Origin of the sequence: Microcystis sp. M44BS1, assembly GCF_020244875.1 — a bacterium.
Lineage (GTDB): Bacteria > Cyanobacteriota > Cyanobacteriia > Cyanobacteriales > Microcystaceae > Microcystis > Microcystis panniformis.
In genome coordinates this window covers 1-11866 of the sequence record NZ_JADBVM010000044.1, presented here as the reverse complement: position 1 = coordinate 11866, position 11866 = coordinate 1, and the positions used below count along the sequence as shown (strand labels likewise).

Annotated in this window: 22 protein-coding genes and 1 pseudogene; 5 read left to right on the top strand and 18 right to left on the bottom strand. The window is 38.8% G+C overall.

What is annotated here, in order from left to right; all coding sequences use genetic code 11:
- Positions 1–559: 559 nt before the first annotated feature.
- The 8 genes from IM515_RS02695 to IM515_RS02660 form a co-directional block, all read right to left on the bottom strand.
- Positions 560–670 carry a type II toxin-antitoxin system HicA family toxin gene (locus IM515_RS02695; protein WP_223211819.1) on the bottom strand — a complete coding sequence of 37 codons (111 nt, stop codon included), beginning with the start codon at positions 668–670 and terminating at the stop codon, positions 560–562.
- Positions 663–899, bottom strand: a complete 237-nt coding sequence (locus IM515_RS02690; protein ID WP_190721416.1) for a type II toxin-antitoxin system HicB family antitoxin — start codon at positions 897–899, stop codon at positions 663–665. The genes IM515_RS02695 and IM515_RS02690 overlap by 8 nt, the downstream gene beginning before the upstream one ends.
- Positions 900–946: 47 nt before the next feature.
- Entirely contained in the window at positions 947–1156 is a 210-nt protein-coding gene (locus IM515_RS02685) for a type II toxin-antitoxin system HicB family antitoxin (RefSeq protein WP_190721418.1), read from the bottom strand.
- Positions 1157–1307: 151 nt separating this feature from the next.
- Positions 1308–1565 carry a type II toxin-antitoxin system mRNA interferase toxin, RelE/StbE family gene (locus tag IM515_RS02680; protein ID WP_002786744.1) on the bottom strand — a complete coding sequence of 86 codons (258 nt, stop codon included), beginning with the start codon at positions 1563–1565 and terminating at the stop codon, positions 1308–1310.
- A complete protein-coding gene (locus IM515_RS02675) occupies positions 1562–1813 on the bottom strand; it encodes a type II toxin-antitoxin system Phd/YefM family antitoxin (protein WP_002751948.1) in 252 nt (83 codons plus the stop codon). The genes IM515_RS02680 and IM515_RS02675 overlap by 4 nt, the downstream gene beginning before the upstream one ends.
- A 244-nt stretch (positions 1814–2057) precedes the next feature.
- Positions 2058–2267, bottom strand: coding sequence for a type II toxin-antitoxin system HicB family antitoxin (locus IM515_RS02670; protein ID WP_287628547.1), 210 nt, complete (start codon positions 2265–2267; stop codon positions 2058–2060).
- The gene (locus IM515_RS02665) at positions 2251–2643 is read right to left on the bottom strand and encodes a toxin-antitoxin system TumE family protein (RefSeq protein WP_502846560.1); all 393 of its coding nucleotides are present in this window, start codon (positions 2641–2643) and stop codon (positions 2251–2253) included. The genes IM515_RS02670 and IM515_RS02665 overlap by 17 nt, the downstream gene beginning before the upstream one ends.
- Entirely contained in the window at positions 2636–2956 is a 321-nt protein-coding gene (locus IM515_RS02660; RefSeq protein WP_287628545.1) for a hypothetical protein, read from the bottom strand. Before IM515_RS02660 ends, IM515_RS02665 begins: the two co-directional genes overlap by 8 nt.
- Positions 2957–3188: 232 nt before the next feature.
- Between IM515_RS02660 and IM515_RS02655 the strand changes: the two genes are divergently transcribed.
- Positions 3189–3410 (top strand): AbrB/MazE/SpoVT family DNA-binding domain-containing protein, encoded by a 222-nt coding sequence (locus IM515_RS02655; RefSeq protein ID WP_002767769.1) that lies wholly within the window; start codon positions 3189–3191, stop codon positions 3408–3410.
- Entirely contained in the window at positions 3407–3583 is a 177-nt protein-coding gene (locus IM515_RS02650; protein ID WP_287628542.1) for a hypothetical protein, read from the top strand. Before IM515_RS02655 ends, IM515_RS02650 begins: the two co-directional genes overlap by 4 nt.
- A 26-nt stretch (positions 3584–3609) precedes the next feature.
- Here the strand turns inward: IM515_RS02650 and IM515_RS02645 are convergent, their stop codons facing one another.
- The 10 genes and pseudogenes from IM515_RS02645 to IM515_RS02600 all read right to left on the bottom strand — a co-directional run bounded on the left by IM515_RS02645 (position 3610) and on the right by IM515_RS02600 (position 8237).
- Positions 3610–3819: a type II toxin-antitoxin system HicB family antitoxin gene (locus tag IM515_RS02645; RefSeq protein WP_287628540.1), complete on the bottom strand. Its 210-nt coding sequence runs from the start codon at positions 3817–3819 to the stop codon at positions 3610–3612.
- Positions 3816–4034, bottom strand: a complete 219-nt coding sequence (locus IM515_RS02640; protein WP_287628538.1) for a type II toxin-antitoxin system HicA family toxin — start codon at positions 4032–4034, stop codon at positions 3816–3818. The genes IM515_RS02645 and IM515_RS02640 overlap by 4 nt, the downstream gene beginning before the upstream one ends.
- A 60-nt stretch (positions 4035–4094) precedes the next feature.
- On the bottom strand, positions 4095–5222 hold the full coding sequence (locus tag IM515_RS02635) for a tetratricopeptide repeat protein (protein WP_287628549.1): 1128 nt from the start codon (positions 5220–5222) through the stop codon (positions 4095–4097).
- 636 nt (positions 5223–5858) lie between these two features.
- Positions 5859–6314: pseudogene (locus IM515_RS02630) on the bottom strand (NB-ARC domain-containing protein); the annotation flags it as partial.
- 93 nt (positions 6315–6407) lie between these two features.
- Positions 6408–6755: a hypothetical protein gene (locus IM515_RS02625; protein WP_287628537.1), complete on the bottom strand. Its 348-nt coding sequence runs from the start codon at positions 6753–6755 to the stop codon at positions 6408–6410.
- A gap of 212 nt (positions 6756–6967) precedes the next feature.
- A complete protein-coding gene (locus tag IM515_RS02620) occupies positions 6968–7234 on the bottom strand; it encodes a type II toxin-antitoxin system RelE family toxin (RefSeq protein WP_036401462.1) in 267 nt (88 codons plus the stop codon).
- A gap of 3 nt (positions 7235–7237) precedes the next feature.
- Positions 7238–7435 carry a hypothetical protein gene (locus IM515_RS02615; RefSeq protein ID WP_002786733.1) on the bottom strand — a complete coding sequence of 66 codons (198 nt, stop codon included), beginning with the start codon at positions 7433–7435 and terminating at the stop codon, positions 7238–7240.
- A 118-nt stretch (positions 7436–7553) separates the two neighbouring features.
- The gene (locus IM515_RS02610) at positions 7554–7757 is read right to left on the bottom strand and encodes a hypothetical protein (RefSeq protein ID WP_002786731.1); all 204 of its coding nucleotides are present in this window, start codon (positions 7755–7757) and stop codon (positions 7554–7556) included.
- Between the two features lie 9 nt (positions 7758–7766).
- Complete coding sequence (locus IM515_RS02605) at positions 7767–7904, bottom strand: hypothetical protein (RefSeq protein WP_002786730.1); 138 nt, start codon at positions 7902–7904, stop codon at positions 7767–7769.
- Positions 7905–7937: 33 nt separating this feature from the next.
- The gene (locus IM515_RS02600) at positions 7938–8237 is read right to left on the bottom strand and encodes a hypothetical protein (RefSeq protein ID WP_287628536.1); all 300 of its coding nucleotides are present in this window, start codon (positions 8235–8237) and stop codon (positions 7938–7940) included.
- Between the two features lie 448 nt (positions 8238–8685).
- On the opposite strand from IM515_RS02600, the gene IM515_RS02595 reads away from it, so the two are divergent.
- The 3 genes from IM515_RS02595 to IM515_RS02585 all read left to right on the top strand — a co-directional run bounded on the left by IM515_RS02595 (position 8686) and on the right by IM515_RS02585 (position 11759).
- Positions 8686–9978 carry a sugar ABC transporter substrate-binding protein gene (locus IM515_RS02595; protein WP_287628535.1) on the top strand — a complete coding sequence of 431 codons (1293 nt, stop codon included), beginning with the start codon at positions 8686–8688 and terminating at the stop codon, positions 9976–9978.
- Between the two features lie 2 nt (positions 9979–9980).
- Entirely contained in the window at positions 9981–11291 is a 1311-nt protein-coding gene (locus tag IM515_RS02590) for a mechanosensitive ion channel family protein (RefSeq protein WP_287628534.1), read from the top strand.
- A 186-nt stretch (positions 11292–11477) separates the two neighbouring features.
- On the top strand, positions 11478–11759 hold the full coding sequence (locus IM515_RS02585) for a hypothetical protein (protein WP_287628533.1): 282 nt from the start codon (positions 11478–11480) through the stop codon (positions 11757–11759).
- Positions 11760–11866 lie beyond the last annotated feature (107 nt).

Genomic DNA, 11866 nt, shown 5'->3' with positions numbered 1-11866 from the left:
TCCCTCTGTAGCCATGTTTTTGCTGGTTTTCTGCCCCGAAACAAGCTATAATGGTCTAAAGGTCAAATTTGAAAATTTTTGCCTCAAACCCTATCTGCGTAAGAACTTCAGGATTTTGTGTCCAGTAGTTCATTAGTATTTCATTGCTTGAACTCAGGCTCTGTAAGACTTTTAGCCATAGCTAGTATGTTTATACGGGGGAAGTCCAGTTATATTTAATTCCACCCACCTACTTAGGGCTGGCTGAATAATGGTAAAACCCTTTTAAAATAAGGCTTTTGACCTGTTAAAATCCGATGTTAGTGCCAGAATATAGGATTGGGACATTCAAAAACCTGGCATTATTCTTTTTATAGTACATAAACTGGTACAAAAAAAGAAGGGCAACAAAGCCTGAAACGACCGACTCCTAACCCCACCAACAAACTTTTTCAGCAAACCCTAACTAAGACTTGCTCCAGTGGAATATGAGTCAGAAAAAATGTTTTTCCTTCCGAATCTCGCAAAGCTTCTAGATAGGTATCAATTCCTCGCGGTTCGGGCCAATTTTCAACATCTGCTAAATGCAAAGCAATTTAATGTGACTTCCTCGTTGACTGTGAATAGTAAAGCCAAATCGAGCGAGAATCTTGATCACGTCTTTGCCTGATAGTTGTTTCAGTTTAGGCATATTCAGGCTGTAACTCAACCGTAATCTGTAGAGAAGGTTTGGCAACTAGACCAAACTCACTAGGCTCTTCTCCTTCTAAATGTAATAAGACAGCTTCTTTGAGATTATTAACCACCTCATCCAAGGTATTTCCTTGGGTAACAACCGAAATTTCCGCGCATTCGGCCACATATCCTTGTTGTTCACCAGAATAAATAATTGCGGTAATTTTTGAACTTAATTCAGCCATAATTGCTCAGATAAAATACGTTTTGATTGTAATAGAGTATATTTTAGCTATGGGGAAATAACCTGAAAAATTGGGAGAGATTTGTCTCGTGCAGTGTAGTCTTCGATAAGGAAATCTAGAACTTCAAGGGCATTTTGTAGCGCTTCATTGTAGGTTTCGCCGTGAGTATGAGCATAGGAGACAAATTCAGGGAGATGGGCGATAAATTTGTTGTCTTCTTGTGACCATTGAATATAAATACTATAGTGATAATTCATGGGTTGTCTCCTTGATTTAATTTGGCTAGTTCCTGAAGTGCATTTCTTCCGTCTTTTTCCTGGTAGTGATCGGCATCACTACTATTTTTGCATAACAGGATCAAGCTATATTATAAACGGGGATGAATTCAGTGGTTATGACCGCTATTACCTAATCTCCATAGTGTGTTTTGGTACGAATAATCAGAATAGTTTGATCGTCTTCATAAATTTCATAAAGCAGACGATCTTTTCTATTTAGGCGATAGGAATACAAGCCTTCTAAATCGCCTTTTAAGGATTTGCCAATATAGGGATTAATTGCAATTATGTTAGTTAAAATTTCTTGAAGTTTGACTTTTTGTTTTTGGGTGAGTTCGTCGGTATCTTTTCGCGCTTGTTTAGAAAAGACAATTGTGTAGGTTCTCATCCAAATACTTGTTCCATTGTGAGGGTTTCTCCTGCGGCATATTCTCGTCGTGCTGATGCAATATGTTGTAATAGTTTGGAATCTTGCATGAGTTCGGAGGTTTCAGCTAAGGATTCCCATTCTTCTTGAGTGATGAGAATATAACTGCGATTTTCACGAACGATCACTACTCCATCGGGTTCTTTTTCAGTGCGATCGCAGAGTTCTTCTAGGTTGGCTTTGGCGTAATCAACGGTGACTTGATACATAAATCGCTTACGGTTTGTGGGGATTACTCTTAATAATAAAGCAAAAATTGTTTCTTGGCTGACGTTTTCATTATTTATTTTGGGCTTTTTGGTTCTGATCGAGAAGAAGGCGATATAACAACTTCAGTAATGATCTAAGCCGTAACTTGCATAATGTTTATTTTGGCTTTTCCGAGATCATGGTATAAAATGTTCTATGAACGGTTAAATACTAGGAGATATTACTGAACCGAGAATATTTGGGCTATGCGGAAATAGCCTGGAGAGGTGGGAGAGATTTGTCTCGTGCAGTGTAGTCTTCGATAAGGAGATCTAGGACTTCCAGAGCATTTTGCAAGGCTGCATGGTAGGTTTCACCATGGGTATGAGCATAGGGTCCAAATTCAGGGAGATGGGCGATAAATTTGTTGTCTTCTTGTGACCATTGAATAAAAATACTATAGTGATAATTCATTGTTTATATCCTCAATTTCTTGAAAAACTTCTTCTAAAAAAGGAGCTTTTGAGCTTACTATATTATCTTCATGTCGATCATGCTTATGATGAGGAAATGAAGGAAAATTAAGTTTTTGATGATGAGGAGCATTATCATAACGGAAAATTAAATCACCTTTTTGATTGATATAGTGGTAAGAATATTTGCCTCGGTTTATGCTGATCTCTACTTCGACAAATTCTCGAATATAGAGCCGAGAGCCGTCAATAAAGGTAATATTTCCTCTAATAAAACCGAGACTCTCTGTCCGTTTTTCTGTGTCAAGTTCAAAAGTTTGGATCATGGATGAGTTTGTTAGAAGTTTTCTAATTCTCTCAAAGTAAGTCTCAATCAACAAATTCAATCTCCTTAATGATGGCTATTTTTTGCTGTATTTTGTCAAGCATCCATGATTCTCCTAACCATTCATCAAAATCTTCACTGTGTTGTAATTGATCGTTGGTAAACAAATCAACAAACTGCTCTGTTGACCATTGATATTGAGTTTCAAATTCTTTTAAGCGAGCTTGAGTTTTTTGTAATCCGCTTTCTAAGTCCTGTAGCCGATTATTCAGATCGGTTTTAATCATTGCTTTAAGAGATTCTGGTTGACTAGAGCGCAGTTTAATTAGGTTTGTTGAGTTTGATTCTAGCGGTTGGGTTTGCATAGTGATTTTTTTCTTGTCAGTGTTAATTTAGAGTAAAAAATGATTGCCACTCCATTGGGTTCTTTTGAAGTTTATTTTGGCTTTTACGAGATCATGGTGTAAAATGTTCTATGAACGGTTAAACAATGGAAGATGTTACTGAACTGGTGCTTATCTTTAATTGTACTGCTTCTCATTGCAACTGTTGTTGCGCTAGTGACGCAGCGACTATAAACAACGATGAGGTAAAAAAATGAAGCTCAAAATCTGCAAAATCGGCAACTCATTAGGAGCCTCTTTCCCCAAAGAAGTTCTCGACAAACTCCAGGTGGGAGAAGGAGATACGATATACGTCACCGAAACGCCAGACGGGGTACAGTTAACCACCTACGACCCAGAATTAGAGCAAATTATGGAAGCAGCTTCTCAAGTTACCCGCCGTTATCGCAACGCTCTGCGGGAATTGGCTAAGTGAGCGAAATCATCTGGATTAGTGAACAAGCAGCCAGGGCAATTCACCACCAGCAACTCGCTCTCTTTGGCGGAGCCGAAGGCATCCTCGACCCGAAAAAACTCTCCAGCGCCCTCGCCAGACCTCGCCTTTTAAAAAGACGTTTTCATCATTCATTTCGAGGTTGTTGGTTCTGACTGAAATGTAATAGATAATATTTGAGCTATGCGGCAATAGCCTGGGGAAGGGGAAGGGATTGACCGCGTGCGGTGTAGTCTTCGATAAGGAGATCTAGGACTTCAAGAGCATTTTGCAGAGCTACATTATAGGTTTCGCCATGAGTATGAGCATAAGGGCCAAATTCAGGTAGATGGGCGATAAATTTGTTGTCTTCTTCTGACCATTGAATAAAAATACTATAGTGATAATTCATGGGTTGTCTCCTTGATTTAATTTTGCTAGTTCCTGAAGTGCGTTTCTTACATCTTTTTCCTGGTAGCGATCAGCATCGCTACTATCTTTGCCTGACAGGGTCAAGCTATATTCTAAACGGGGATGGCTCCAAACGGTATGACTACCTTTACCGGGGCGATAGGTAAACCCTGCTTTCAGAAGTATAGACTTGAGTTCTCGTATTTTTTTAGGCATTTGCTATCTGCTGGAGTAATTTTATTGCAGTTTGAGCATTATTAAGGTATTACAAAGAATCTAGGAATGGCGGAGGGATTGGATATCTTCGACCATTTCGGGGGGAAAGCGTTGGCTTAATTCCTCATCAGGAAGTTGAGAAAGCATCAGATGATAATTATTTTTTACTGTTTGAGTGTCGGGGTGATTTTCTCCTAATTTTTCCGAACAAATAGCAATCGCTTTTTGATAAAGCGGTTCCGCTTCTGCGTACTTTCCTTGATCGCGATAAAGATTTGCCAGATTCTTGAGACTGTTCGCCACATCAGGATGCTCTGCTCCCAATTGCTTTTCCCGAATCGCCAACGCTCGCAATAAGAGAGGTTCTGCTTCTGCGTATTTCCCTTGAGAGTTATAAAGAACCGCCAGATTGTTGAGATTTAACGCCACATCAGGATGCTCTGCTCCCAATTGCTTTTCGCTAATCGCCAACGCTCGTAAATAAAGCGGTTCCGCTTCTGTATATTTCCCTTGATCGCGGTAAAGATTCGCAAGACAGCAGAGACTATAGGCAAATTCAGAATGCTCTTCTCCTAATTGCTTTTCCCGAATCTCCAGCACTCGCAAATAGAGAGGTTCCGCTTCTGTGTATTTCCCTTGAGCACAATAAAGATTCGCCAAACCATTAAGACTGTTGGCCACATCAGGGTGCTCTTCTCCTAATTGTTTTTCCCGAATCCCCAGCGCTCTTTGATAAAGAGGTTCTGCTTCTGCGTATTTCCCTTGATCGCGATAAAGACCCGCCAGACCACCAAGACTGTACGCCACATCAGGATGCTCTTTTCCTAATTGCTTTTCCCGAATCGCCAGCGCTCGCAATAAGAGTGGTTCTGCTTCTGGGTATTTCCCTTGATGGCTATAAAGAACCGCCAGATTGTTGAGACTGGTCGCCACATCAGGATGATTTTTGCCTAAGCGTTGTTCACTCAGGGTTAAACATTGTTCATAATACGGAACTGCTTGCTGATAAATTCCCTGCGCTTCATAAAAACGACCTAAACCAACAAAAGACCCAACTAAATCTTCATTATCTAACCATTGATTTAACTCCTCTGCGACAACTTTTATATGCTCAATATCCGGTTCTAAATTAGCAACGTCTTCTAAGGTCAAGGTGTACTTCTTAATATCTTTAGCAATTCTTGCCATCACCTGACAATAGGCTCGTTTTGCTTGCTCCTTAAACGCAGATGCTTCTAACTTATCGCGCAAATACATCCGAATTAAAGTATGCAACTCATAGTTCTGACTATCAACATCATTTAGCAAGTTTAAATTTACCAAATGTCGTAAATCAGTCCTAGTCGGTATCGGTAAATCAGGCGGATCAATAGACGCAGAAACCGATTTAGATAGACCAAACCAGCGTGAAAATGTCGGAAAATATCTCTCTATAGCTCCCCTTTTTAAGGGTTGGGGTTGGGGGTATCTCTCCTCAAACAAAGACAAAATTAACTTTTCATTAATCCGACTTTCTGCAAATAAACTGAGCCATTCTCCTGCTAATCGAGAACTCTCACTCAACTCCCCCCAACTCAACTCAAACGCCGCCGCTACCCCCCTTTGAGCCGTCATAAAAGCATTTTGGGGAAATTGTAAACTCTCATCCTTTAATTTTTGCGCCTGTAACTGTGCTAAAAGTTCTGTTAACTCACAACTCATATACTGTCCATAGCGTCCCACCAACTCAATCCCTAACGGTAAATACCCCAACCATTTGACTAATTCTCTGGCTTTTTCTTGGTTATTTACTACCGCATTGGGTAAAAAGAAAGCTAACAATTCTACCGCCGCATCAGGACTTAAGACTTCTAAATCAATCGGATTAAAATTACGAGCAATCTGTTCATTACGAGTCGTAATAATTACCTTAAACCGCTTTTCACCTTGAGGCGGTAAATAGTCTTTTATTTGTTCATAGCGACGCACATCATCAAAAATAATTAAGGCTTGATCCTGCTCATTCTTGAACCAATTATGCCAACAAAAACGAATCCGCTCTACCAATTCCCCTTCCGTCGGTAAAATTAATCTTAAATGAAGCTGAACAAAGGTTAAAATACTCAAACCCGGATCACTTTCCGCTACATTTAACCAAGCAATTCCCCCTAGATAGGTTTTGTTTTCCCATTCCCGCCAACTATACTGTAACGCTAATTCCGATTTACCAACGCCACTCATCCCCGTCAACGTCGAAATCGCCACGCGGTTAGCTTCCTGTAATTGGGTTGCTAATTGGTTTAAAACTTCATCACGTCCAACAAATTTTGCAACCCCACTATTGGGTAAATTGTGAAGGTTTTGTTTGACCTGATCCTCAACAGGCGACTGTAGTCAGGTGAAGTGAAAAGTCGGATTATGAATTGTTCCTTGATTAACAATTCCAACATTTTTCATCATATTAATAACGTAAGGATTAGATTCATTTTCCTTAACCACTTGTTCTGCAACTTTTTGTATTTCTGGATCTTCCAGTAAAGTCGCCATTACCTCAATGGTTTCAGGTAACAAAGCAGGATTTTGATTAGCCGATTGCAACTTTTTTAAAGTATCAGGAGACTTGACTGCGATTAAATTTATCAGTTTTTCAAGGAAACCATCTAAGACAAGCTCCCCCACACGAGCCAACGCTCCCCCTAAAATAATCGTGAATCCTGTAGCCAATAGAGTTAAAGGTTCCATGATACAACTCCTTGCTAATAAATGGCACTTAATTAATTGTTAGATAGTGTAACAGGCTTCTGGTTCTTGTGTTTTATCTTTAATAAGATTATAGCCTGTGAAATAACAAAATGCCTACCCCGTGGAACAGGCTTCTAGTTCTTGTACCTGATCTTTGATAAGATTAACGTATAACCTTTAATTCTAGTTTGCTTGAGTTTGTCGTTCATGGCTTAGGGAAAATAACGGTACATTTCTTTACGGTGTAAAACTCGGACAAAAGCAATCATATTCTCCTCAACATAAATACCTATGCGGTAATCTCCTATTCTTATCCGATAGTAACTAGGGTGGCCTTCAATAGCTTTGATATTTCTTAACTCAGCTAGATTATTGGCCGCTTCTACCTCCACAATGACAGCTTCAATTCGTTGTCGTAGCTTACGATCCTTGATAGCACCTAAATCTCGAAAAAAAAGGCGACGAAATTCAACTTGCATGATTTACTCTGCTAATAAAGAAAAAATTTCTTCTCGACTGACATTTTCATCATGAAGACCTTCTTCTATTGCTTTGGCTAGAGCCATATCCTCTATCACTTCATAAATTACGTCTGTTAAAGTTTCCCGTTCCTGCAATAATAACTCATGCAGAACCTCTTTAACAATAGGCTTGAGTGCTTGGGCTTGATCTTCTAACATTTTTGTCTCCTAATCTGTGTTTTATCTTTAATAAGATTATAGCCTATAAACTGGCAAAATACCTACCCCGTGGAACAGGCTTCTGGTTTCTGTACTTGATCTTTCCGAATCTTCGTAGTCATAAACTTACTCGATGTAACCAAAAAAATTCTTCTCGACTGACATTTTCATCATCAAGACCTTCTTCTATTGCTTTGGCTAGAACCATATCCTCTATCATTTCATAAATTACATCTGTTAAAGTTTCCCGTTTCTGCAATAATAACTCATGCAGAACCTCTTTAACAATAGACTTGAGTGCTTGGGCTTGATCTTCTAACATTTTTGTCTCCTAATCAATCTTTTGGTTAATTTTAATAGTTGCTTTTCCTGTAACTCTTATCCCTTTTGTGCCAATTTGTTCTGTTTTAGTCGTTGTTTTTCCTTTTACCGGTTGCTCAATTTCAGCATTTATTTCTCCTGCTTCCAAGTTATCTAAACCAATTTGGCTGATTTTCCCTGCTTAAATTTCCTGTCCCCAAATTCGTAACTCTTCAGCAAAAAGAGAATCTTCGTCTAAAATCACATCCAAATTTTTAGTGATAGTTTCAATGGCCGTGCTGTCCCCACTTTCTAATTTAGCTAATGCTTCATTGACATTGAGCGATTTTCCCGTTAACCGATCCCTAATCTTTCCCCATAATACAGAAATTTTCGCCACAGTCTCCGCCGTAAAACGCTCGGCCAAATCTCCTGTACCTGATTTAACGAACTCCTGGATTGCCAACGTTACCAACACAATCGCGCTTAAAGGTTCAGTCATATTTAACTCCTTTGGTGTTTGGGTTGAAATACAATATTTGGGGTGGAGGTTTCTTATACCATGATTATATAGTAAAGATCGCTTCGGTGGGATCATGGTTGATACAGTAAAGTTAATGCAGGTATCACTCTCTCGTCATGACATAATTATTAATAACAGGAATTTTACTCATACTAAGCACAGTTTCCCTAAGCTGTTACCCATTTAAACTGGGTGTTATAGTGTTATAAAACCAACTAGGAAACTGGCTCTTTCCCTGCTCTCATCTGGTCTTAACAGATAATTTAGATAGGTCAGCAGTTTAACTCGCACAAATTTTTAACTGGGATTGTTGCTATACTGGTGGCTCTTGACAAAAGACCATGTTAATTATTTTTCTGATAAGGATTATTAGTCACCTTTTCATGTACTATGGATCTATGGCAATATTTTTGAAGGATCACGAGCGATGCAATCCCTAAGGCTCAGAGTTAAAACTGCTTGGAGAAGTAAAAAAGCAAGGATGATTATATCGTTCCTATTGCTTTTTATCTTCATGCCAATTTTTCTTTATGCTTGTTTTAGTGATCTTCCTAACCAATCATCGGAGCAACGGCAAGGAACCCTTTTGGTTTGGTATCCAGAAGAGGGCAATTTAACTGAAGTACTAGGTCTCGGTTTGCAAGAGTTTGAAAAATTAAATCCGCAGGTGACAATTCTTGAACAAGCTATTCCTATCGATGAGATACCCGAACGTTTTTTTAAACAATCTCAAAGCGGATTAGGTGCAAGTGTTATTCTAATTTTTTCGAGAAATATACCCAGATTAGTATCTGAAGGGGTACTGGGGGAAATTGACCGAAAAAATCTAGATTTATCTATCTATAATCCCCCAACCCTGAAACAAGTTAGCTATCAAGGAAAAATCTATGGGATTCCCTTAGGTTCTCGTACTCGTGTACTGTGTTACAATCAAAAAAAATTACAAGTTAGTACCGATCCGCTGCTGAAGCAACCTCCCACCAGTTTAGAGGGATTAGTGGAACGTGCCCGCAAAGGTTATTCTGTGGGGATGGTGTCCTCTTTTGAAGATACTTTTTGGGGAATGGCAATTTTTGGCAGCTATTTGTGGGATGATCAGGGTAGGCTGCAACCTCGCTTGGATGGTTGGGCAAAATGGCTAGAATGGCTAAAATTTGCCTCGTCACAGCCTAATTTTATCCTCAATCGTCAACGGGAATTACTTCATGAGGCCTTTGCTAGAGGCCGCTTAACCTATTATGTGTGTAATTCTATTGAAATTGCCGATTTAAAAAACAGCCTCCAAGATGATCTCAGAGTCGCTTTACTTCCCCAAGACACTCAAGGTAAAGCAGCACCAATTCTCTATACACGGGTGATGGTATTCAATCGTAATAATAGTGATAATGAAAATAGTTTGGGATTAGCTTTAGGAAAATTTCTCACCAATCCCGAACAACAATTGCAAGCAATCATCCAAACAGAAAGTTTTATTCCCACTAATCGACGGGTACAGATCGAAGGAAATTTACTACCGATCGAATCAGTATTATTACAACAATCTCACAATGCCGTGGCAGTTCCTCTCGATGATTGGGAAAAGTTGAATAAAATTTTAGAAGAGGGAGAATTTTGGTATGAAAGAGCGATCGCTGGTGAAATATCTTCCTCAACAGCAGCCCACCAACTGACACTTTATATTCAATCAGATCTTGCTGAGGAAGTCGGGAAAATAAATTAATTATGAACAACAATATTCCCTCTCTTTCGGAAATAATTGCTAACCAATTATTATTTTTAGGACGCAGAAATGTTCAAAATCAATTAATGATTATTTTTCTCTGTTTAATTCTTGCTTGGTTATTGTCAAAATGGTTATGGTCTTACTTAGAAAAAAGATTTCCTCACGTCACCAGTTTTATTCACAGTGATAAAAAATTAACCCTCCGTCAATATTTTGCTATCCTGATACAGTTTCTTAATTTTCCAGTTATTAGTATAATTTTACTTGACTTAAATTATCTAATTTTTTTCAGTCAAAATTGGACAAGAGGAATGATTAGTTTATCTATAAAACTCCTGTGGTTTTATTTAGTTTATCGTGGTTTATTAGCTGGACTATACGCCAAGTTTTCCGTCAATACAATTAAATATTATCATTTTCGTCTTTTAGCACCTTTATTGGTGTTATTTCTCCTGAGAACCATTATTGTTTTCTACAATAATATTCAGGAAATCGCCCAAGTATCTCCTTTCAATTTATTCAATAGTCCGATCACATTGGGAAGCATATTTATTTTGATAATAGCTCCCTATTTTCTGGTAATTGTTGTTGATCTTATAGAGACTATAATTCTGAGTGTTGCTAATTTAAATCAGCAAGCTAGTCGCGGTGAAATTGAAGCAACTTTGCTGTTAGGACGTTATTTTTTCATTGTCTTAGGTTTTATTCTCATCTTGGGTTATGTGGGAGTTAATGCCACGGCAATAGCGGCAATTACTGGCGGTTTATCGGTGGGTATTGGTTTCGGTCTGCAGCAAGTAGTAAGTAATTTTATTAGCGGTATTTTACTATTATTTGAAAAAGTTCTCAAACCCGGTGATATCATTAATATTGAAGGGCAAACTTCTCAGGTAAAAAAGCTAGGTATTCGAGCGACAACAGTGCAAATCCTCACGGATAATTCCGAAAAAATTATCCCCAATCAAAAGTTTTTTACTGAGGATGTCACCACCTATACGGGTAGTGATAACTTGATTTATTGTTCAATTGTTATCGGAGTTGGTTATCAGTCTAACGCACAACAGGTGATGAATTTATTGCTAGACATTGCTAATCAACATCCTCACATACTTCAAAACCCGCAACCAGTAGCCTTTTTTCTTAATTTTGGTGATTCTAGTTTAAACTTTGAATTAAAGTTCTGGTTGGATGATATTAACGGGAAAAAGCGAGTAATTAGTGATATTAATTGTGTTATTCTTGAGCGGTTTACTCAACAGGCTATCGAGATTCCCTTCCCGCAACAAGATATTCATATTCGCAATAATTAGCAATTTATTCTGGTCAAAAACCCTAGCTGATTATTTTCATCTGAAGATATATCAATTCCACTTATTAAATCCCTGTATTTATTGTTTTTTATTAATAGTTAATGTCTTGACATAAGATAGTATATTCAGAGATACTCAATAATATAGAATCAAAATCTCCCAGATTAATTTATCGAGGTTTTGCTGATGCTTTTTCGTCCTACTTGGCTTGGTACTTTATCGCTTGTCCTTGCCTTAAATTTGCCCCTTAGTGCCTCAGAAACCTGCGTCCCGATACCTTTGATCGGTGGTCAAGGAAACCAAGTAACCAAGACCGTTTCTCAACCGACCGTTCCTACTGTGTTCGGTGTCGATATCACTCGCAATAACTGGAATACCGATTGGGCGGTTCCGAGCGATCGCATCTGGCAAAAATTCCTGGCCACTATTTCCTCGGTTGACATCCTCACCGCCGTAAACGGACGGTGATTCCCAAACCTCACGATTTGGGTTTCTGCTTCTTTCCCTTGCGGGGTTCCGCACCTGCCTTAACAGATTTACTCTGTTCTGGTCTTATGGTCGCTCTACAGACTGAC

Coding starts and splice junctions, on each gene's coding strand:
- IM515_RS02595 (WP_287628535.1), top strand. CDS start 8,686: ATGCAATCCCTAAGGCTCAGAGTTAAAACTGCTTGGAGAAGTAAAAAA.
- IM515_RS02585 (WP_287628533.1), top strand. CDS start 11,478: ATGCTTTTTCGTCCTACTTGGCTTGGTACTTTATCGCTTGTCCTTGCC.
- IM515_RS02660 (WP_287628545.1), bottom strand. CDS start 2,956: ATGCAAACCCAACCGCTAGAATCAAACTCAACAAACCTAATTAAACTG.
- IM515_RS02655 (WP_002767769.1), top strand. CDS start 3,189: ATGAAGCTCAAAATCTGCAAAATCGGCAACTCATTAGGAGCCTCTTTC.
- IM515_RS02615 (WP_002786733.1), bottom strand. CDS start 7,435: ATGTTAGAAGATCAAGCCCAAGCACTCAAGCCTATTGTTAAAGAGGTT.
- IM515_RS02645 (WP_287628540.1), bottom strand. CDS start 3,819: ATGAATTATCACTATAGTATTTTTATTCAATGGTCAGAAGAAGACAAC.
- IM515_RS02670 (WP_287628547.1), bottom strand. CDS start 2,267: ATGAATTATCACTATAGTATTTTTATTCAATGGTCACAAGAAGACAAC.
- IM515_RS02635 (WP_287628549.1), bottom strand. CDS start 5,222: ATGGCAAGAATTGCTAAAGATATTAAGAAGTACACCTTGACCTTAGAA.
- IM515_RS02600 (WP_287628536.1), bottom strand. CDS start 8,237: ATGACTGAACCTTTAAGCGCGATTGTGTTGGTAACGTTGGCAATCCAG.
- IM515_RS02590 (WP_287628534.1), top strand. CDS start 9,981: ATGAACAACAATATTCCCTCTCTTTCGGAAATAATTGCTAACCAATTA.
- IM515_RS02695 (WP_223211819.1), bottom strand. CDS start 670: ATGCCTAAACTGAAACAACTATCAGGCAAAGACGTGATCAAGATTCTC.
- IM515_RS02640 (WP_287628538.1), bottom strand. CDS start 4,034: ATGCCTAAAAAAATACGAGAACTCAAGTCTATACTTCTGAAAGCAGGG.
- IM515_RS02675 (WP_002751948.1), bottom strand. CDS start 1,813: ATGTATCAAGTCACCGTTGATTACGCCAAAGCCAACCTAGAAGAACTC.
- IM515_RS02625 (WP_287628537.1), bottom strand. CDS start 6,755: ATGGAACCTTTAACTCTATTGGCTACAGGATTCACGATTATTTTAGGG.
- IM515_RS02690 (WP_190721416.1), bottom strand. CDS start 899: ATGGCTGAATTAAGTTCAAAAATTACCGCAATTATTTATTCTGGTGAA.
- IM515_RS02685 (WP_190721418.1), bottom strand. CDS start 1,156: ATGAATTATCACTATAGTATTTATATTCAATGGTCACAAGAAGACAAC.
- IM515_RS02610 (WP_002786731.1), bottom strand. CDS start 7,757: ATGTTAGAAGATCAAGCCCAAGCACTCAAGTCTATTGTTAAAGAGGTT.
- IM515_RS02680 (WP_002786744.1), bottom strand. CDS start 1,565: ATGAGAACCTACACAATTGTCTTTTCTAAACAAGCGCGAAAAGATACC.
- IM515_RS02620 (WP_036401462.1), bottom strand. CDS start 7,234: ATGCAAGTTGAATTTCGTCGCCTTTTTTTTCGAGATTTAGGTGCTATC.